The sequence below is a fragment of the Virgibacillus oceani genome (assembly GCF_041521345.1).
GTDB lineage: Bacteria > Bacillota > Bacilli > Bacillales > Amphibacillaceae > Virgibacillus_N > Virgibacillus_N oceani_A.
In genome coordinates this window covers 311,342-331,016 of record NZ_JBGOHB010000001.1, presented here as the reverse complement: position 1 = coordinate 331,016, position 19,675 = coordinate 311,342, and the positions used below count along the sequence as shown (strand labels likewise).

Annotated in this window: 22 protein-coding genes; 19 read left to right on the top strand and 3 right to left on the bottom strand. The window is 39.6% G+C overall.

Annotated features, from left to right (window positions below; genetic code table 11):
* The first annotated feature begins 187 nt into the window (after window positions 1–187).
* The 11 genes from gvpQ to gvpU all read left to right on the top strand — a co-directional run bounded on the left by gvpQ (window position 188) and on the right by gvpU (window position 5,226).
* Window positions 188–661: a gas vesicle protein GvpQ gene (gvpQ, locus tag ACDX78_RS01605; protein ID WP_486024767.1), complete on the top strand. Its 474-nt coding sequence runs from the start codon at window positions 188–190 to the stop codon at window positions 659–661.
* Window positions 662–684: 23 nt separating this feature from the next.
* Window positions 685–951 (top strand): gas vesicle structural protein GvpA, encoded by a 267-nt coding sequence (gene gvpA / locus ACDX78_RS01600; RefSeq protein ID WP_486024766.1) that lies wholly within the window; start codon window positions 685–687, stop codon window positions 949–951.
* Window positions 952–1,014: 63 nt separating this feature from the next.
* Window positions 1,015–1,278: a gas vesicle protein GvpO gene (gene gvpO, locus ACDX78_RS01595; protein ID WP_486024764.1), complete on the top strand. Its 264-nt coding sequence runs from the start codon at window positions 1,015–1,017 to the stop codon at window positions 1,276–1,278.
* A 20-nt stretch (window positions 1,279–1,298) separates the two neighbouring features.
* Window positions 1,299–2,054 (top strand): GvpL/GvpF family gas vesicle protein, encoded by a 756-nt coding sequence (locus tag ACDX78_RS01590; protein ID WP_486024763.1) that lies wholly within the window; start codon window positions 1,299–1,301, stop codon window positions 2,052–2,054.
* On the top strand, window positions 2,054–2,314 hold the full coding sequence (locus ACDX78_RS01585) for a gas vesicle protein GvpG (RefSeq protein WP_486024761.1): 261 nt from the start codon (window positions 2,054–2,056) through the stop codon (window positions 2,312–2,314). The genes ACDX78_RS01590 and ACDX78_RS01585 overlap by 1 nt, the downstream gene beginning before the upstream one ends.
* A complete protein-coding gene (locus tag ACDX78_RS01580; protein ID WP_486024760.1) occupies window positions 2,281–3,132 on the top strand; it encodes a GvpL/GvpF family gas vesicle protein in 852 nt (283 codons plus the stop codon). The genes ACDX78_RS01585 and ACDX78_RS01580 overlap by 34 nt, the downstream gene beginning before the upstream one ends.
* A gap of 18 nt (window positions 3,133–3,150) precedes the next feature.
* Window positions 3,151–3,429 (top strand): gas vesicle protein, encoded by a 279-nt coding sequence (locus ACDX78_RS01575; protein ID WP_486024758.1) that lies wholly within the window; start codon window positions 3,151–3,153, stop codon window positions 3,427–3,429.
* On the top strand, window positions 3,395–3,715 hold the full coding sequence (locus tag ACDX78_RS01570; RefSeq protein WP_486024757.1) for a gas vesicle protein K: 321 nt from the start codon (window positions 3,395–3,397) through the stop codon (window positions 3,713–3,715). The genes ACDX78_RS01575 and ACDX78_RS01570 overlap by 35 nt, the downstream gene beginning before the upstream one ends.
* A 36-nt stretch (window positions 3,716–3,751) precedes the next feature.
* Window positions 3,752–4,081: a gas vesicle protein GvpJ gene (gene gvpJ, locus ACDX78_RS01565; RefSeq protein ID WP_486024756.1), complete on the top strand. Its 330-nt coding sequence runs from the start codon at window positions 3,752–3,754 to the stop codon at window positions 4,079–4,081.
* On the top strand, window positions 4,071–4,787 hold the full coding sequence (gene gvpT, locus ACDX78_RS01560; protein ID WP_486024754.1) for a GvpT/GvpP family gas vesicle accessory protein: 717 nt from the start codon (window positions 4,071–4,073) through the stop codon (window positions 4,785–4,787). Before gvpJ ends, gvpT begins: the two co-directional genes overlap by 11 nt.
* Before the next feature lie 28 nt (window positions 4,788–4,815).
* Window positions 4,816–5,226 (top strand): gas vesicle accessory protein GvpU, encoded by a 411-nt coding sequence (gvpU, locus tag ACDX78_RS01555; RefSeq protein WP_486024752.1) that lies wholly within the window; start codon window positions 4,816–4,818, stop codon window positions 5,224–5,226.
* Window positions 5,227–5,343: 117 nt separating this feature from the next.
* On the opposite strand, the gene ACDX78_RS01550 is transcribed toward gvpU, so the two are convergent.
* Entirely contained in the window at window positions 5,344–6,156 is an 813-nt protein-coding gene (locus ACDX78_RS01550) for a metallophosphoesterase (RefSeq protein WP_486024750.1), read from the bottom strand.
* A gap of 83 nt (window positions 6,157–6,239) precedes the next feature.
* Window positions 6,240–7,865 (bottom strand): PucR family transcriptional regulator, encoded by a 1,626-nt coding sequence (locus ACDX78_RS01545; RefSeq protein WP_486024748.1) that lies wholly within the window; start codon window positions 7,863–7,865, stop codon window positions 6,240–6,242.
* Window positions 7,866–8,084: 219 nt separating this feature from the next.
* Between ACDX78_RS01545 and ACDX78_RS01540 the strand changes: the two genes are divergently transcribed.
* Window positions 8,085–9,449 carry an aminotransferase gene (locus ACDX78_RS01540; protein WP_486024746.1) on the top strand — a complete coding sequence of 455 codons (1,365 nt, stop codon included), beginning with the start codon at window positions 8,085–8,087 and terminating at the stop codon, window positions 9,447–9,449.
* A gap of 14 nt (window positions 9,450–9,463) precedes the next feature.
* Entirely contained in the window at window positions 9,464–10,924 is a 1,461-nt protein-coding gene (locus tag ACDX78_RS01535) for a CoA-acylating methylmalonate-semialdehyde dehydrogenase (RefSeq protein WP_486024745.1), read from the top strand.
* A 434-nt stretch (window positions 10,925–11,358) separates the two neighbouring features.
* On the opposite strand, the gene ACDX78_RS01530 is transcribed toward ACDX78_RS01535, so the two are convergent.
* Entirely contained in the window at window positions 11,359–12,051 is a 693-nt protein-coding gene (locus ACDX78_RS01530) for a FadR/GntR family transcriptional regulator (protein ID WP_486024743.1), read from the bottom strand.
* Window positions 12,052–12,579: 528 nt separating this feature from the next.
* Between ACDX78_RS01530 and ACDX78_RS01525 the strand changes: the two genes are divergently transcribed.
* From ACDX78_RS01525 to ACDX78_RS01500, 6 genes are all read left to right on the top strand, one after another.
* The gene (locus ACDX78_RS01525; RefSeq protein ID WP_486024742.1) at window positions 12,580–12,882 is read left to right on the top strand and encodes a YhdT family protein; all 303 of its coding nucleotides are present in this window, start codon (window positions 12,580–12,582) and stop codon (window positions 12,880–12,882) included.
* Window positions 12,879–14,348, top strand: a complete 1,470-nt coding sequence (gene panF / locus ACDX78_RS01520) for a sodium/pantothenate symporter (protein ID WP_486024741.1) — start codon at window positions 12,879–12,881, stop codon at window positions 14,346–14,348. The genes ACDX78_RS01525 and panF overlap by 4 nt, the downstream gene beginning before the upstream one ends.
* An 83-nt stretch (window positions 14,349–14,431) precedes the next feature.
* Window positions 14,432–15,907: an amidase gene (locus ACDX78_RS01515; RefSeq protein WP_486024740.1), complete on the top strand. Its 1,476-nt coding sequence runs from the start codon at window positions 14,432–14,434 to the stop codon at window positions 15,905–15,907.
* 112 nt (window positions 15,908–16,019) lie between these two features.
* Window positions 16,020–17,108: a tartrate dehydrogenase gene (locus tag ACDX78_RS01510; RefSeq protein ID WP_486024738.1), complete on the top strand. Its 1,089-nt coding sequence runs from the start codon at window positions 16,020–16,022 to the stop codon at window positions 17,106–17,108.
* Window positions 17,092–17,841 (top strand): SDR family NAD(P)-dependent oxidoreductase, encoded by a 750-nt coding sequence (locus ACDX78_RS01505; RefSeq protein WP_486024737.1) that lies wholly within the window; start codon window positions 17,092–17,094, stop codon window positions 17,839–17,841. The genes ACDX78_RS01510 and ACDX78_RS01505 overlap by 17 nt, the downstream gene beginning before the upstream one ends.
* A gap of 39 nt (window positions 17,842–17,880) precedes the next feature.
* Window positions 17,881–19,323 carry an aldehyde dehydrogenase family protein gene (locus ACDX78_RS01500; RefSeq protein WP_486024735.1) on the top strand — a complete coding sequence of 481 codons (1,443 nt, stop codon included), beginning with the start codon at window positions 17,881–17,883 and terminating at the stop codon, window positions 19,321–19,323.
* Window positions 19,324–19,675 lie beyond the last annotated feature (352 nt).

Genomic DNA, 19,675 nt, shown 5'->3' with positions numbered 1-19,675 from the left:
TCTACCTGTAAATTAAATAATAAAAAGTTCGGTGATTCATTATCCGAACAAAAAACAACAGTAAAACATGAACCCTTCTTCAGATGAAAATGCGGGAGCCAAAGCAATAAATTGGCTGGAAAATCTGTTTCTCATTTTAATTGGGAGTGCTGCCGGGATATCTAATTTTATGGAAAGAAGGTAGAAAATGGCTGGTCCAGTTAAAAAAGCCGCAGGAAAAATAGCTAAAAAAGCAGTGGAAAAAGCACCTGATGAATGGAAAGAAAAATTAAAAGAAAAAGCACAGGAACAGTCTGCTGAAAAAATAGAAGAAAAAGCCCAATCCAAAGTAGAAAAGGTTGCCGGCAAACTGGAAACAAGGAAAACAGAAAATACTGAGAAAGCACACAACAAAGCAGAGCAAGCAAAAGAGAAAACACAGGAAGTTTTGTTGACTCTCAGAGACAAGTTGAAAAAAGCAAAAGAAACAGGCGAAGCGTTTCAGGAAGAAGTTGATTTCTCCAATAATGAGGATAGAAAAATAAAAGGTGTTCAACACCTCAAGGGGATTTCAGATATTAAAGGAATTTCCAATATTAAAGGCGCTTCGGACATCAAAGGACCTGCAGAAGTGAAAAAGTCATCTGATGTAAAAAATCTATCTGACACAAATGATCTTTAACTACATGGAGAGGAGAATGAATCATGGCAGTTCAAAAGTCGACAGACAGTTCAAGTTTGGCAGAAGTAATTGATCGTATTCTTGATAAGGGGATCGTTATTGATGCCTATGCCCGAGTTTCTGTGGTAGGTATCGAAATTCTGACTGTAGAGGCAAGAGTAGTTATTGCCAGTGTTGATACATGGTTACGCTACGCAGAGGCAGTTGGTCTGCTGCGGGATGATGTGGAGGAAGAAGGACTTTCCCTACAAGACCAGGAAAATGAACGGAGTGGACAATTCAGTATCTAATAAAAGGCAGAAAGAAGCTAATTAACAAGCTTCTTTCTGCTATTGATGCACAGGAGGCGGGCAATGGAAATTAAAGAGGTAATGCAAAATGTAAATGAATTTTTTAAGGAACATGTAGCCCCACCACATAAAATAACTGCCGTGGAACAGGGTGAAGAAGGAGGCTGGAAGATAACACTTGAGGTGATTGAAGAAAAGGAATATATGAAGAAATATGCCAAAGATGAAATGGTTGGCATTTATGAAGTTGAGGTGAACGATAATAAAGAAGTCACTTCTTTTAAAAGACTGGATATTCGTTATCGAAGTAAAGTAGAACATTCATGAAGTGACTGGAGGATGGAATAATGGAAACAGGGATATATGTATTTTGCGGAATACAGGCAAATGAAGAAGCAACATTTGGGGATGTTGAACTGGAAGGGGATACAAGGAAAACTTTTTCGCTTCATTATCGAGATGCAGCAATGGTGGCTGCAGAGGTTCCCATGAAGATCTATCATCCTAATAAAGAAAATTTGATGATGCACCAGGATATTATATCCAAAGTAATGGAGACAAACGATACAGTGATCCCTATCAGTTTCGGAAATATCTTCAAGTCGAGAGAGGACGTAGAAGTATTACTGGAAAATCTGTATCCACAATTTGAAGCTCTTTTTCCAAAATTTAAAGGGAAAATAGAAGTAGGATTAAAGGTGATCGGCAAAAAGGATTGGATGGAACAACGGGTACAGCAAAATCCGCAGGTGGAAAAGATAGCCCAAAATGTACAGCATAAATCAAAAGCGGCGGGCTATTATGAAAGGATTCAATTGGGTGACGCAGCCAAAAAAATGGTCACCAGTATGCAACAGGAAGTGGAAGCAGATATTTTTAAACCGTTGGAAATTCAGGCAGAAGCGGCGGCAACAAATGAACCGATCAGTGAAACAATGCTGCTTAATGCATCCTTTTTAATCGACCGCGAGAAAGAAGCAGCATTTGATGAAATGGTAAACATAGCACATGAGAAATGGAAGGATTATACGGAATTCAATTATACAGGCCCATGGCCAGCATATAATTTTATCAATATCCGATTAACTGTGGAGGAAGCATAATGTTGCATAAACTGGTGACCGGTCCACTAAAACTGGTGAAAACAGTCGGGGAAAAAGTACAGGAAGAAGTCGACAGGGAGATGTACGACCTACCCACCATCCAAAAGAAACTAGTGCAATTACAAATGAGCTATGAGTTGGGTGAAATACCACAGGAAGATTATGAACAACAGGAAGAAGAACTGCTGGCACGTTATGAGATTGCTAAAAGACAAGAGCTTGAACAATGGGAAGAATTAGTGAAGCAAAGGAAAGAGTGATAGATATGAAGAAAAAAATTTACTTATACGGATTTATTCCATCAGAGGAACTGGATAAGGCTTCGCTTCCGGAGCATGAGGGATTTGATGAAACTGAAGATATCTTTACGCTGCCGGTGGACAGCATTACAGCGATCGTTTCACAGCTTGACCCTGATGCTTACACCGAGGAAGTCATAGAAGATAAAATCAATAACGATCTGGATTGGCTGCAGAAAAAAGCATATCACCATCACGAAATTCTGATGCTCTTGAATCAGCGATATACAGCTATCCCTCTCTCATTTTGTACCATTTATAACAATGAAGAAAGTTTACTAGAAACGATCTCCATTCAGGCAGCTGATTTACTAGATACATTTAAAGAAATTACCGGTAAAGAAGAGTGGAATCTGAAAATATTCTACGATGAAAAAAAACTGAAAAAACAGGTCCATGAAAACAATCCTGTCATAAAACAAAAACAAGAGGAACTCAAAGAACTTTCACCGGGAAAACAGTTTTTTGAAAGAAAGAAAATAGATAAACTAGCAGCAAAAAAGATGGAAAAAGAACTGAACGACCGCTGCGGGAAAATCCATGATGAGCTGGCTGCAATGGCTGTACAGGCAGACATAAAAAAAACGCTGGGCAAGGATGCGACAGGCCGGAAAGACAATATGAGCTGGAACAGTGTATACCTGCTGGAAGACTCAGAAGTGGAAGGTTTTGTGGCTGAAGTAATGAAAATAGAAAAGAAACTGGGCGAGTCCGGGTTAAACATGGAAGCGACAGGGCCTTGGCCTGTTTATCATTTCTCCAGTCTGGCAAAGGCTTAAAAAAGTGAGGGAAGTTTTATGCCTTCAGTTAAAGAAACGATTCAAGATAAAGAAGTAGGGTTAATAGATGTATTGGATGTCATTCTTGATAAAGGGGTAGCTATTAAAGGCGATTTAGTTATATCCATCGCAGGGGTGGACCTTGTCTATCTTGATTTACGCGTATTAATCTCCTCTGTTGAAACATTGGTACAATCTTATGAAGAGAATAATAAGGAAATAACTTCCGAAAAACTTGACGAGGAAAGGAGAGCGATTGAAAATGCCACAGGGAAAGCCGGGAAATGGAGAGATTAGTCTTCATTCGAATACCCCCAAAAGCTCAAAGATTGATCTTGATCCGGAAAAAGCAGAAGACGGTCTTGCAGAGCTGGTGATGACCGTCATCGAACTGTTGAGACAAATCGTAGAAAGGCATGCAATTAGAAGGGTTGAGGGGGGCACGCTTACCGAACAGCAAATTGAGGATGTAGGGGTAGCGCTGATGAATCTGGAAGATAAGATGGAAGAATTAAAGGAAGTATTCAATCTGGATGCTGAAGACCTTAATATTGATCTTGGCCCATTGGGAAATCTTATGTAAATTGATTACTGAAGTTTAAAAAGGAGGCAGAATACAATGCCAGTAGAAAATCCGGTACAGTCAAATAACCTCGTTGACGTACTTGAAAAAGTACTGGATAAAGGGGTTGTTATTGCAGGAGACATTCGAGTAGGCATTGCAGATGTGGAATTGATTACCATTAAAATTCGCCTGATCGTCGCTTCCGTCGATAAAGCAAAAGAAATTGGTCTCGACTGGTGGGAATCTGACCCTTATTTAAGTTCACAAGCAAATGAAAATAATACGCAGGTACTAGAGGATGAAAATAACAGATTGAAAGAAAGGCTTGAGGCACTTGAAAACAAAATCAACAATCAAGATGGAGGAGTTACAAATGAACAATAAATCTAATGAAAATGAAACAGAATTACAACATAACACTGAAAAAAATGGAAAAGGAGGAACTGTTTTCAGAGCTACTGCAGGTGGACTTGTAGGAGCGGCTATCGGGTATGTATCTTTAGAGAAAAACCGTAAGAAATTAACGAATTCTATCAATAAGGAAAAATTGAAAGAAAAAGGAAATAAATTGGGGTCAATGACAAAAGATCAGGCAAGTAAATGGAAAGACGCCGGTAAGGAAAAATCAGTAGAAGCGCTTGATAAAATCAAATCATCCTCATCCCAGTTATTCTCGAATAATTCTTCTGCAGGGAATCAAAATGATGAAGCTTCCGGTGATACCAAATTAGAAAATGGAGAGACACAGGAAAGTGAGCAGGATTATGAAACGATGAAGATGGAACATGAAGAAATGAATGATCGGATGAAAGGACTGGAAGAAAAGGTAGATAAGTTGCTGGAAATGAATGGGGCGGCGGTAGATAATAAAGAAGAGGGCAAGCAAGAAGATGATGAAAATGAGGAAGAAAAAGAAAATTCTTCCAAATCCAGCGTGAAAAAGAAGAGTGGAAATGCAAGTAAAAAGAGTGCTTCCAGCAAACGTTCAACCAGCAGTAAATCATCAAGCAGAAAAAAGAACACTTCTGAAAGTAAAAAAAATGATGAGGAAGAAACCGGCCTAACAAGTGAAGACGACACATCAGCATGAGGCTAACAGAAAAGGGTGTGTGTGTAAAATGAGTGAAGAAGCAAAAGACAATATTCTCGAATATTTTGTAGCAGCAGCAAATAAGCATGATTTTGAATTGGATATTTCATTGCTTGTAAAAGGCGCTATTGTCACAGGCACGCTGACTTCTGCCTCCCATTACTTTGAAAAATTAAGCAATTCGTTCATGGATGGGAGCGATGTTTCCAAACAATTGGGGGAAATGCTTTCAGAAACCGGGGAAGCAGCAGACTCAGGCGAAAATAAAGAAGTCCATTATATCCACTTGAAGGACACCAAAATTTACAATGGGGACAATAAACCTACGCCAAGCAAAGGAGAAATTCTTTGGAGAGGGAAATTGCAGGAAGTAGACAGCTTCTTCCTCGGAAAAATTTCTGATCCAAAGTCCAAATCGTCATCAGATAAAAGTAGTTAAAGAGGTTAGTTCCTCTTGGGAAAACGTAATATAGCATAAAAGAACTGTAGCCTTTAAATGGGCTACAGTCTTGTGTTTAGATGAAGTTTGGCTTTTAACAACTCCCTCTCTCAAAAATTACCTTTTATTACTGATTCGGATAAAACTTATCTGACTTTTATTCAGAAACCGAACCGGAGTAAGACTTGTACCAAGCCCACTGTTGATGTATAGGTATTTATTCTCATCAATTGCAAAGATCCCTTTGTCAAGGATTGGAAAAAACCCTTGTTCAGGAGCAACTACAGCACCAATTAGTGGCATTCTTATCTGTCCTCCGTGTGTATGCCCGCTTAATATAAGGTCAGCTGGAATGTGCTTATATTTTTTAATAATAGTAGGTGTGTGAGATAGCATTAATGTATAGTGTCCTTTACCCAAGCCGGAAAGCGCTTTTTCCATGTCTTCATGACCTGTGGAAGCATCATCAATCCCCGCCAGTATTTGTTCATTTGTGATCTGCGTATTTTGATTGTTTAATATCGTCACATTTCTTTCCCGCAATCCATTCAGAAAATAGGTATAATTGGGATTGCCCCACTCATGATTGCCGGACACGAAAAATATTTTCGTACTAAATGCGCTAATTTTCTTATTCAGAGTTAATATTTCATTGAAATTATACGTACTTCTATCTATGAGATCACCGGTAATAACAATGATATCGGCATTTAAATTTTTTATGGATTGAATTAACTTTTTATTATCCTTTCCAATAACTTTGCTGTGTAAGTCACTGATTTGCAAAACGGTGAATTCGGTCCCTGCAGGTAGTTTGTCCGTATGAAGCTGAACAGTATTCACTTTAAAATTATGCGTATCCGAGTGAATTTTCACAGGGAACAATAGAATCAATATTTTTATAATCATGTATACCAGCAGTCTTTTCATTTTTCACCTTCTTCATTTACGTTCGAATAAACATAATGTTTTCCCGTACTTATTGCTTCCCTAAGTATTGCCATGGATGGAAATTATTTATGGTGAATATTATGGAGCAAGGCGTAAGCACGGATGGCAAGCTCAATTCCTTGTCTCTTGGTCGGCTCCAAAATGTCTTTATCCATTAATTCCTCAATTTTCTCTAAACGATGATATAATGTTTGCCGGACGATGAAGAGCCGTTCAGAGGTTTCCTTTTTTGAACCCATCGTTTCCAAATAAGTCGAAAGTGTTAAAAGTAAATTATTATTTGTTTTTTGATCATAATCCAATAATGGTTTTAAATAAAGCGTAACAAAACCTTGTAAATCTTCCTGAGGCAGCCTTATTAACAAACGATACACACCTATATTTTCATAAAAGATAACATGTAAAATATTCATTTTCTGTAGCTGGAGTACTTCATCCGCTTCTTTGTAGCAACTTGTTAATTTAGTGTAATCTTTTTGAAGACTGCTCGCACTAATATAACAATCATTTCCCTGAAAGATATGTTTTTCATGAACTTCTCTAATTGCTTCCGTAATTAGTGTATAACTATCCACATTTTTATTTGGATTATTACTTTTATAGAAAGATGCAATCACTGCAATTTTATTTCTTGTCACAGAAATGGCTGGGAAAAATCCGTGTTTTTTAAACAAAGATCTTAGAATAACCGCCTGCTGCAGTTTAATTTCTTCCCAATCCTCCTCACTTATAGAAGCTGCCATAGAATGATTTTCAATCACAATAAGTCTGTAATAAAGGTTTTTAGCCGGTGGAGGCAAGACTTTTAATCTTGCAGAAGATTCGTGTCCCTCCCCGAGCAATAACTTTTGCACCATATCTTCTTCTTGATTTTGTTTTCTTTCTTCTATTGTTCGGTTACGGAGTAAAATTTGTGCAATTGCCAGCGCAGCCCGGTCCAGGATGGAAAATGAAAACTCATCCAACGCTCCTGCTTCCTCCTGCAGGCATAGATTCCCCCACGATTGACCAAGTCCTTTAATTGGAAAAAAGGTATAATATTCGTTCTCCCATAGTTGATCTTTATAAGGTTCTATTTCTTTGAACTGGTCAATAAGTGAATGAATGTATTCTGTATGTTCTTTATTTATGAGCGGATAGTAATGCATTTTCTTGTCATCAGTTATTAGTAAGACAGTTTTATTAAAATATCCGTGCAGCTTTTTAAGTATTTTTAAAATACCATTTGGCTCTAGTGATAATTCATTAAATTCATTGGAAAGAACGTGAAGATGATGCAATTGTTCATGATGACTATTAATAATAATCGTATGCAGGTCTTGCGTTATATCTACAAATTTTACAGTTTCTGTGAATGTTATAAGCGGAAATGCATGATGATTTGCCATCTCTATAATGGCAGCGTCAATTTTATTTATATGCGTTCCCAGCTCCACGCAAATTCCTGCAACGTCACTTTCGATTAACTTTTTCACCTTGGAAATTCCGTCCGCTGAATCAAATGCGATGTTAGATCCTGTTGTTAAAATCAATTCTCCTCCGTTTATGAATGAATCAAACGCATCCATCTCCAGAATATGCGTCCATTTAATTTCACGATTTCTTCCTTCTGTACCGGCAACAAGTACAGCATCTCTAAATAATTCTCTTTTTAATATACTGTCTATCGTAATTTTTAATTGTTCCATGGACTTTCCTCCAAAGTGTCAAATTTAAAAGCAAATGATTTAACTTTATGTAAAATGATAATTATATAAAAACAGTATATAATTATTATGTAATAAAAGGGAAGCGCTGTCAAAGCTATGTGCTGCCATATTATACAGGTAAATAAACAAATGATTTATAGAAATGTCTAATGGACATTTTGTTAAAATCAATTTCATTTTAAGATGGGGAGGATGAGGATGGAATCAATGGAATTGAAGGAAACTTTGTCTCTTCAGGAAAGAAACCGTCAGCATGTTTGGCCACATATTTCTCCGTACCGAGAACAAAGTCCGCCAATGGTTGTGGAAAAGGGAGAAGGCGCCTGGATCACGGATTCTAATGGAAACAGGTATTTGGATGGTATGTCCGGTCTGTGGTGTGTCAATGTTGGTTATGGGCGGGAAGAGTTAGCGAAAGTTGCTTATGATCAGATGTTGCAAATGGCTTATACACCAATGACCCAGAGTCATGTACCAGCTATTGAACTGGCAGAAAAAATTAATGAGATGTTGGACGATGACTATATGATTTTTTATTCAAACAGTGGTTCAGATGCCAATGAGGTGGCTTTTAAAATGGCACGCCAGTACCATCAGCAAAATGGTGATGCAAATCGTTATAAAATTTTATCTCGTTATCGTGCGTATCATGGAAGTTCAATGGGTGCCTTATCAGCAACAGGGCAAGCATTGAGGAAATATAAATATGAACCGCTCTCTTCCGGTTTTTTACATGTTGCTCCGCCGGATAATTACCGGAAACCGGATGATATGACGCTCGAACATTATAATTTACAAAAGGCAAGAGAAATAGAAGAAACCATCATTTGGGAACAAAAAGAAACGATTGCCGCAGTGATTATGGAGCCGTTAATTACCGGTGGCGGTGTATTAATTCCGGATGCTGTTTATGTACAGGAAGTAGAGCGTATTTGTAAGCGTCATGGTGTACTGCTCATTATCGATGAAGTCATTTGCGGCTTCGGCAGAACCGGGAAAGCTTTTGGTCATCAGCAATTTGATATTAAGCCAGATATGATTACAATGGCAAAAGGCTTAACCAGCGCATATTTGCCATTATCTGTGACAGCGGTACGCAAGGATATCTATGAATCTTTTAAAGATAGCGGAGATAACAGTCACTTTCGCCATGTAAATACATTTGGCGGAAACCCGGCTGCATGTGCCCTGGCACTAAAGAACATTGAAATTATGGAAAGAGAAAAGTTGTTCGAGCGTGCTGTTGAAAAAGGAAATCGCCTGTTACATGGATTGAAAGAACTGGAAGCACATCCATATGTTGGTGATGTTCGTGGCCTTGGATTACTTGCAGGAATTGAAATTGTAGAAGACAAGTCTACTAAGGAACCTGGGTCAAATGAACGCGTTGGCAAGCTCATTGCAGATTGTAAAGCAAACGGGCTGATTATTGGCAAAAATGGGGATACAGTTGCAGGTCAAAATAATATTTTAACACTTAGCCCCCCATTATCTTCCACAGATGAAGATATTGACTTTATTCTTGCAACGTTAAACAAAATATTTAATGAAAATAACACGTAAGAGGAGGACTTCAATTGTCACAAACAGCAGTAGATGTATTAAAGAATTATGTTAATGGTAAATGGGTAGAAGCAAAGACAGATAAGACAGAGCCTGTATATAATCCTGCAACTGGAGAGGTCATCGCCCATGTTCCAGTTTCATCACAGGAAGATGTGGAATATGCCGTAGAGGTAGCACAGAGCGCATTTACAACTTGGAAAGAAATAGCTGTGCCGAGACGTGCTCGTATTTTATTTAAATATCAGCAATTATTGGTGGAGAATTGGGAAGAGCTGGCCAAAATAATTACGGTTGAGAACGGTAAAAACTTTGCGGAAGCATATGGTGAAGTACAGCGTGGAATTGAGAACGTTGAGTTTGCAGCAGGAGCTCCGTCCTTAATGATGGGAGAGCAATTACCCTCCATTGCAACAGAGCTGGAGTCAGGTGTGTATCGTTATCCGATTGGTGTTATTGGTGGAATTACACCATTTAACTTTCCAATGATGGTTCCTTGCTGGATGTTCCCAATGGCGATTGCGACTGGAAATACATTTGTGTTAAAGCCATCTGAGCGTACACCACTACTTGCTAATCGGTTAGCAGAATTATTAGAAGAAGCAGGTTTGCCAGAAGGTGTATTTAATATCGTACACGGCGCACATGATGTGGTAAATGGGTTATTGGATCATAAGAAAGTGGCAGCTATTTCCTTTGTTGGTTCACAGCCAGTAGCAGAATATGTTTACAAGCGCGGAACAGATAACTTGAAACGTGTGCAAGCGTTAGCCGGGGCTAAAAACCACTCCATAGTATTAAATGATGCCAATCTTGATAATGCGACAACACAAATTATGAATGCAGCATTCGGTTCTGCAGGGGAGCGCTGCATGGCGGCATCTGTCGTAGCAGTGGAAGATTCCATTGCAGATGAGTTTATTTCCCTATTAACGAAAAAAGCGAATGAAATACAGATTGGTGATGGATTGGACGAGGGTGTGTTCCTTGGACCGGTTATTCGCGAGCAGCATAAAGAACGCACGCTGCAGTATATTGAAACTGGTGAAAAAGAAGGAGCAAAAATGATTCGCGATGGAAGAAAAGATGATGAAGTGCAGCAAAAGGGTTATTTTGTAGGACCTACCATTTTTGATCATGTTACTTCCGAAATGAAGATTTGGCAGGATGAGATATTCGCACCGGTACTATCAATTGCACGAGTAAAAGACTTGGAAGATGCCGTTGATTTAACGAATCAATCTCCATTTGCGAATGGCGCATGTATTTTTACAAAAGATGGCGGCAGTGTTCGCAAGTTCAGAGAGACGATCGATGCAGGAATGCTCGGTGTAAATATTGGTGTGCCGGCGCCAATGGCATTCTTCCCATTCTCCGGCTGGAAAGATTCCTTCTATGGTGATCTGCATGCAAATGGTAAGGATGGTGTGAATTTCTATACGCGTCAGAAAGTGATTACAACGAAATGGGTATAAGTTAAAGAACAAAAGCGCAAGCGCCCGTTTAGCGACGTACGGACTGCGCCTTGGGGCTACGGTACAGTGGTTCCTCGCCCCACCGTAAAGATCGGCCATGCCAGGTGGATCAGTGTTGCCGCGCAAAGCGGCGGTTTTAACTGATCATTCCTTCCGCAGGGGATAAAGGAAACATGTCCCCGCATCGGGGGTATGCCGATGTTGGCCGGCAAGGCCGTAGTTAGTCGGCCTTCCTTTACCCGAAAGGAGCCGATGTTGACTTATCGCACGGAGGTGAAGGAAGTCCGCTAGTCGCTGGAGCTAGACGTGGCTATTCCTATATAGAAGATTATCCACAGATCAAAAATTTTATAGTTTCCTAAGCACCTAAAAAAGCGTGGTCATTACATTGGAAATGCCATGCTTTTTTAGGTACAGGTAGATTTTAATAGTTACTATTCGATCATTTCTTCATTATTTTTAATCATCTGCTGAACAACTATACTGGAGTTAAATTTCTTGTTGCCGCGAAGTAACTCTAAGTAGAAGTTGTGTGTGTTTAAAGTTCGTTCAATGTTACGTGCGTGTTTAAAATGAATCATGTTCGGTTTGATTATTTCATAAATAGTATTGCCGATTTCTATAACAAAAGGGTTATCGGTTGCTTCCAAGACGGCATGATGAAATTCTAAATCAATATCAGCGAGCTCCTCAGGACTCAAGTCGGGATGCATTCTTTCCAGTTGGGAGCGATAAACTTCATCGATTCCGTCAATACTCTTTTTTTCTGTAATAATCATATTCATTAAAAGTACTTCAAAGTGTTGACGGAATTCGATTAGTTTCTCCATGTTATTACTGTGCATAATCAGACTGAATATGAGCGGATTTAATGTGAATTGGGAGACGTTATTTGTGATAAACATCCCTTCACCACGTTTGATTTGTATTACACCAATAGATTCTAATATCTTGATAGCTTCCCTAACAGGGGTTCTGCTTACTCCTAATTGTTGCATTAATTCTTTTTCGGTAGGTAATTTATCACCCGGTTTCAAAGAACCATTGATAAGATTATCTTTAATAATAGTTACAATTTCTGAGGATATAGTGCGACTTAAATTAATTTTTTCCATGGAAAATTGCATTTAAATTATCCCCCCTGATCCGTTCTTTTTACAATAGTTTTGTTTATAAGTATACATTGAAATATTTAGGAAATGCAATTTTTCAGTAAACTACTATTTACAAATAAAATTTATTCTGTTAGGATATGTACAATATACTACATCGTACGTAGTATGTAAACGTTTGAAATTTACGGCATATTATATTTTTATAATAAAATTAATAGACATTCGTGCTAGGGGAGGAAGGAAATAACAGGTTAAACGAAATTAGAAGTTATTATTAGCACCTAGATGAAAACGTTGTCAAATGGAGGTTTTCTAATGGTTATAAAGAAATTAATCATACATGGGAGGCGAGATTAGCAAGTACAAAGCGCTATATAAAAAAGTAGCTGGAATGCCAACCCTTCCCAGCTGTATAGGGAAGTGAAAAATCTATAATTAGTATTTTAGGAGACTATAATACTTTAAATGTAACATTTGGAATTAAGATTCGGAATAATTTAATAAAAAAAATTTAAAATGATATGCGAAAGGAGCATTAACATGAAAAATAAAAGGAAGCAGGAATGGCGGTTTGCCATAGCTAACCGGGAAGCCCTGATCGGTTGTGCGCTGGCTATCATTAATTTTATATGGTGGTATGGTTTTGCGTATGGTCTGGGTTCAAAACCTCCTGAAGAATATACATATATATTGGGGTTCCCGGCGTGGATTTTTTTTAGTTTGATTTTGGGTACGCTTTTTATGTTTGCTCTAGTATTTTTTGTTGTGAAATTTATGTTGACAGATATATCTTTGGAAGATGAAGAAGTGCAAGAAGAGGAAAATGAGGTGAGTAATATATGAATTGGGATGTGGTGGTGCCATTATTAATATTTTTAATGATTATTTTTGTCGTTGGCATGTGGTCCAACCGGAAATTAGCCAAAGCAGAAGGTTTTCTTAGTGATTACTTTCTTGGAAGCCGTGAATTTGGTGGATTGGTACTTGCTATGACGATGGTAGCAACTTATGGTAGTGCATCCAGTTTTTTAGGTGGCCCCGGTGCAGCCTATTCGATTGGTTTTGGATGGGTTTTGCTTGCCATGACTCAGGTAGCAACAGGGTATTTTGTATTACTCGTGTTGGGTAAGAAATTTGCTATCGTATCGAGAAGGTATAATGCTGTTACATTTATCGATTTTTTGAAGGAAAGATATAAGAGTACACCTGTCGTATTGTTGTCTGCTTTTAGTATTATCGTATTTTTATTTTCTGCAATGGCAGCCCAGTGGGTAGGGGGAGCATATCTTATCCAATCCTTAACAGGTATTAATTATATAAGTGCTTTGTTTATTTTTACGGTATCTGTTTTGTTATATGTTATTATCGGTGGTTTTCGTGCTGTAGTAATCACAGATACAATTCAAGGTATTGTCATGTTTTTTGGTACTATATTATTGCTAGTTGCTGTCATCATCGCAGGGGGAGGATTATCCAATATTTTTTCTGATTTGGTATCGACTAACCCCAACCTGATTACCCCTTTTGGAAATGATGGTTCATTAACTGCTGCTTATGTATCCTCTTACTGGATTCTTGTTGGTGTAGGTGTTGTTGCTCTGCCACAAGTTGCAGTAAGAGCAATGTCCTATAAAAATGCCAAATCCATGCACAGAGCAATCATGATTGGGACTGTAGTCGTAGGAACGATTATACTTGGCATGCATTTGATTGGGGTGTTTGCACGTCCTATTCTACCGGGAATTGAAGTGGCAGATCAGGTTATTCCACTCGTTGCTTTAGAAGTATTGCCTCCTTGGCTTGCAGGCATTTTGCTTGCTGCACCTTTAGCAGCAATTATGTCGACGGTTGACTCGTTATTATTGTTGGTGAGTTCTACCGTTGTCAAGGATGTTTATATAAATTATATCAAACCAAAAGCAACAATGAAGCAAGTGAAAAATGTCAGTATGAGTGTAACTGCAGTAATAGGTATTGTCGCTTTCTTACTAGCTATTAGTCCGCCGGATTTATTAATATTTTTAAACTTATTTGCGTTTGGCGGTTTGCAGGCAGCGTTTATGTGGCCGCTTATCATGGGTTTATACTGGAAACGAGCCAATAAAACCGGTGCGATTGCATCTATGATTACAGGTATTAGTTCATATATCGCCATTTATCTTTATAATCAGGCTTATGGGGATTTATTTGGTGTACATGCTGTTACTGTTCCTGTTTTTCTATCATTGATTGTGTTTGTAGCTTTTAGTTTGATATTTAAGCAGGATGCATATGAATTTCCAACTCAAAACATACAGAAAGAAGCATAAGGAAATAATTCCAATACTTATTTTCTGAAATAAAAACCTATAGAATTCAGAAAAACTGCACTAACGTTGAAGGAGTGAGGCTTGTGAACTTAGCAATGAACTGGAATGAATGGTCTGAACTTGATGCCATGGGACTTGCAGAATTGGTACGAAAGGGTGAGGTTACTCCACGGGAGGTGGCAAATCAGGTTGCAAAAGGCACTGAGGCATTAAATCCCGACATTAGCGCTGTCATTGAGATTTTTGATGATGTAGTGAAAAACCCATTGAAGGATGGAATGAACCCTGGCGGTGTTTTTGCCGGAGTGCCATTTTTCATGAAGGATTTGGGTCCTACACTTAAAGGTCGATTGCAGGAAAGAGGTTCTAAGTTTATGGAGGGAAACCGTTCTGAATCTGATAGTTTCCTGACAAAACAAATCCGGCATGCCGGTCTGAACATCATGGGGCGGACAACAACACCGGAGTTTGGGCTCTGCAGTTCTGCAGAGAATCCGGATATGTACATCACGAGGAATCCGTGGAATCTAAATTATACTACCAATGGTTCCTCTGCCGGAACTGCAGCTTCTGTGGCGGCAGGAATTATTCCGATTTCCCATGCGACGGACGGGGGCGGGTCAATTCGAATTCCTGCAGGTGTGAATGGCAACATCGGCTTGAAACCGTCACGCGGTGTTTTTTCAGGTGCCCCTAACAGTTCGGACTTGATGAATGTAGTTTCAGCACAAGGCTGCCATACCCGAACGATTCGTGATACTGCGGCCTTTGTCGATCATTGCAGAGGAGGCTCACCAGGCGAATTTATGCCTTATTGGCCCCCACAAGAGCCTTACTCCGAACTCATCAAACGGGATCCGAAGAAACTCCGTATCGCCGTTTCACATGAGTGGGGTAATTATAAAGCGACACCACAGATAGTTTCGGAGTTGAACAGAACGGCTGAATACCTTGAGGGACTTGGTCATCATGTAGAATGTGCTGTTCCTGACCTTGATATTCATGCTTCTTATGAGGCACAAACTGCAGCATATATTATGAAGTTTTCACAAACCATTTCGGATTTGCTTGAGCAAAATAACTTGGAAAATCCGCCAGCAGATCTAATTGAACCAATGTGTATCAGGGTTTGGGAAGAAGGCCGTTTTACCTCCTATGCGGATCGTGTGAAAATGGAAACAATGATTAATGAAATCTCCCGTAAGATGGCAGCATTCTTTGAGGAGTGGGATGTGATCCTTACACCAACCATGGCCAAACCGACGCCATTGATTGGAACAACGGAATACTTGACTATTAGTGATAACCCTTCTGTTTATGATTGGTTTGAAAATCTGTGGAGTATTTTTTCCTATACGCCGATCGCCAATATTTGCGGATTGCCTGGAATTTCATTACCGATGGCTGAACTGGAGAATGGATTGCCATTGGGAATGCATATACTTGCCCCTCAAGGAGAAGATGGTTTGCTTCTGCAGTTGGGTGCCCAGATCGAGCGAGAATTGAATGGAAAATGGAATCGTGGAAGGAAACCAGCTAATCACGTAACGAATATTTAAATGGATACGTTCATTTGGAGTAGTGAAATCTAGCAGCTTTGCTGGTTTAAAATGGATGATCCGCAATGCTGAATTTGTTAGAAACGTATAGTCAGAAAAAAGGATGATTTCAATGAAAGAATTTAAGATTGCAGTTTTACCAGGGGATGGAATTGGCCCTGATGTAATGAATGAAGCATTAAAAGTATTAAAGACATTGCCTAAGATAGATTCCACATTCACTTATGAAACAACGGAGTTTCATTGGAATACGGATCATTACGTAGAGCACGGAAGCATGATGCCGGAAAATGGGCTCGAGCAACTTAAAGCATTTGACAGTATTTTATTTGGGGCTGTCGGTGATGCGAGGGTCTCCGAGCATATTCCTATATGGGAACTGATCATGCCAATCCGGAAAGACTTTCAGCAGTACATTAATTTCAGGCCGATAAAATTGCTGAAAGGAATGGAAACACCTTTAAAAAAAGGAGAAAATATAGATTTTGTAATTATCCGTGAAAATGCGGAAGGGGAATATTCTGCTGCAGGCGGTAAGATGTATCAGGGAGAATCTCGGGAACTAGCTGTACAGAATACCATTATGACGAGGGGAGGAATCTCCAGGGTTGCGGCATTTGCATTTGAGTATGCAAGGGAGCACCAGCTCCAAAAGGTAACCAATGCTACAAAATCAAATGCCATCATACATACGATGACATTATGGGATGAGGTAGTAGAGGAAACAGCAGGAAAATTTGATGATATTACTTATGAAAAATTCTATGTTGATGCGATTGCTGCCTTGTTTGTGGAACGACCGGAGGATTTTCAGCTAGTACTAGCTTCCAATCTGTTTGGAGACATATTATCGGATCTGGGATCAGGCATAGCCGGCGGGCTTGGTATTGCTCCATCTGCAAATATTAATCCTGCCGGTGAATTCCCGTCCATGTTCGAGCCGGTACATGGGTCTGCACCAGATATTGCCGGTAAGGGAATTGCGAATCCAGTTGCACAAATCTGGTCTCTCGCTTTAATGCTGCAGCAATTTGGCAGGGTGGATCTGCATGATTTGGTGTTGGCTGCAGTAGAAGATGTGTTGCTGGAAAAGAAAACACTGACACCTGATATTGGTGGTGAAGCAACTACATCGCAGGTTGGTGATGCTGTCGTAGAAAAGATTCAGGAAAGGAGCAGCGACCATGGGAGTCAAAAATAAAACATTTCTTGTAACTGGTGCAAATGGCGGAATGGGAAAAGCCACGGTGGATCTTTTGCTAAAGGAGAATGCCAATGTGGCAGGCTGTGATCTCCGTACAGATACACTGAGGGAATATGAAGAGAATAGTAATTTTATAGCATTTCAGGGTGATTTAACAGATGAAAAGACGGTAAAAGAGATTTTTCAAAAGACAAAAGATAGATTCGGATCTATTGATGGCCTGGCTAATATTGCGGGCATCGCTCAAAGTGCCACTCCGATTGATGAAGTAAGCCTGGAAGAATGGCATAAAATCATGGATATTAATATGACCATGATGTTCCTGACCTGCCGGCAAGCTTCTATATATATGAAGGAAAAGAAACAAGGAAGCATTGTAAATGTCGGTTCTGTATCTGTTACAAGGCCAAGACCGGGTTTGCAATCTTATGTGGCATCTAAAGGGGCAGTGGAAGCTTTTTCTAAGGCATTAGCTTTGGAACTCGCTCCAGATCAGATTAATGTCAATGTTCTTCATCCCGGGCCCTCTGACACGGAAATGCTTGGCCAATTTTCAGCAGAAGGGGCAAATATGGACGATACGAAAAAAGATATTTTTGAAAAGAGTGTACCACTTGGAAGACTGTTAAAGCCGGAGGATATCGCCCATTCCATTAAATATCTCCTGTCAGAGGAAGCAAATATGATGACAGGAAGTGTATTGCATGTAGATGGGGGAAGAAATATCTGAAGCTGTTGAATGCAAGTATAAAAGTTGGGAGGATTTGTTTTGAACCAGTTTAAAATGTATATAAATGGAAAGTGGATGCAAAGTGGCAATGGGGAAAGCATTGATGTACGGAACCCGTCTAATGGACAAATTATTGCCCGTATTCCCAGAGGTACAAAAGCGGATGTGGATGAGGCAGTAAAAGCAGCCAGGGAAGCTTTTCGCAGTGATAAATGGAGAAAGGTTAAACCGCATGAGCGCGGGGAGTTATTATTTGATATTGCTGATAAAATGAAAGCAGCGCGCGACCAACTGGCTAAAATGGAATCCATGGATGTGGGCAAACCATTGTCTCAAGGCTATGCTGATGTGGATGCTGCCATTCGATATTTCCGTTTTTATGGCGGAGCGGCAGATAAAGTGATGGGTGATACCATTCCGATTGAAGATGGATTATTGGATTATGTGGTTCGTGAGCCGGTCGGTGTGACAGCGCATATTGTGCCTTGGAATTATCCTTTGCAGATCATTTCGAGAAGTGTTGCTGCAGCTATTGCCATGGGAAATACAGTAGTTGTTAAAAGCGCGGAGGATACACCGCTGACTGCAATGCAGCTGACGGAATTTTTTGATGAACTGGAATTGCCTGCAGGGGTGTTTAATCATATTACAGGATTTGGCCAGGAAGCTGGAGCAGCGTTATCCGGTCATCCATTAATTAACCATGTGACATTTACCGGTTCGGTAGGGACAGGTATTGCTGTTGGACAGGCAGCAATGGCAAATGTAGTTCCTTCTACTTTAGAACTTGGCGGTAAATCACCGAACATTGTTTTTGCTGATTGTGATGTGGATAAAACGGTAGGCGGAGTCGTACGGTCGATTATCCAAAATGCTGGGCAAACCTGTTCAGCAGGAGCGAGACTCTTGGTGGAAGAATCATTCAAAGAAGTATTCCTGCAAAAAGTAGTGGAAAAGTTTGAGGAGTTAACCGTTGGAGCAGGCCTGGATGATAAAGACCTCGGACCTATTTTGAATGAAAGGCAATTTAATCATGTGATAGGTTTAATTGAGATGGCGAAAAAAGAAGCCTCGGTAGTGGCAGGCGGAAATGCTGTGACTGTTGAAGGAAATGTAGGCGGATTTTATGTAGAACCGACGATTATTGATGATGTGGATAGAAACAGCAGACTGGCGCAGGAGGAAGTTTTCGGACCGGTGTTGACGGTGTTTACATTCAAGGATGTAGCAGAAGCTTTAGATTTGGCCAATAGTACTGACTACGGTTTGGTTACCGGAATTTGGACGCAAGATATCAGCCGTGCGCATTACTTGGCCAGCAGAATTGATTCAGGACAAGTATTTATCAATAACTATGGTGCTGGAGGTGGCGTGCAAATGCCATTTGGCGGTTATAAAAAGAGCGGATTTGGCAGGGAAAAAGGATGGATTGCACTCTATAATTATACGCAAGTAAAGAATGTTGCGGTTAAATATGAATGAATATAAATAAATAAAATCTGCCGTCTACCGCAAAAGGTTTAAGGCAGATTTTTTATTTACTTTTCAGGCAGCCTTCCCATTTTTTCGATAAAATTCGTGAAATTTCGGGAAGTGGCAACGCTTTTCGATGGTACGAGCATTTAACGCAGTCCCAGGCACCTTTGTTTTGATTTAATCAATTTTATGGATTAACATTAAAGGGGTCAACAAGGAATATTGTTTGCCTGTACTGTTAGACGGGGTGTTAATTTTATGCTGAACAGGGGTGATTGGAAGTCTAAATGAGAGCACTATCTTTAAATTCAGTATGGTTTATCATTTCAATTATATTAAAAGCTTTAGGAAATAGTTT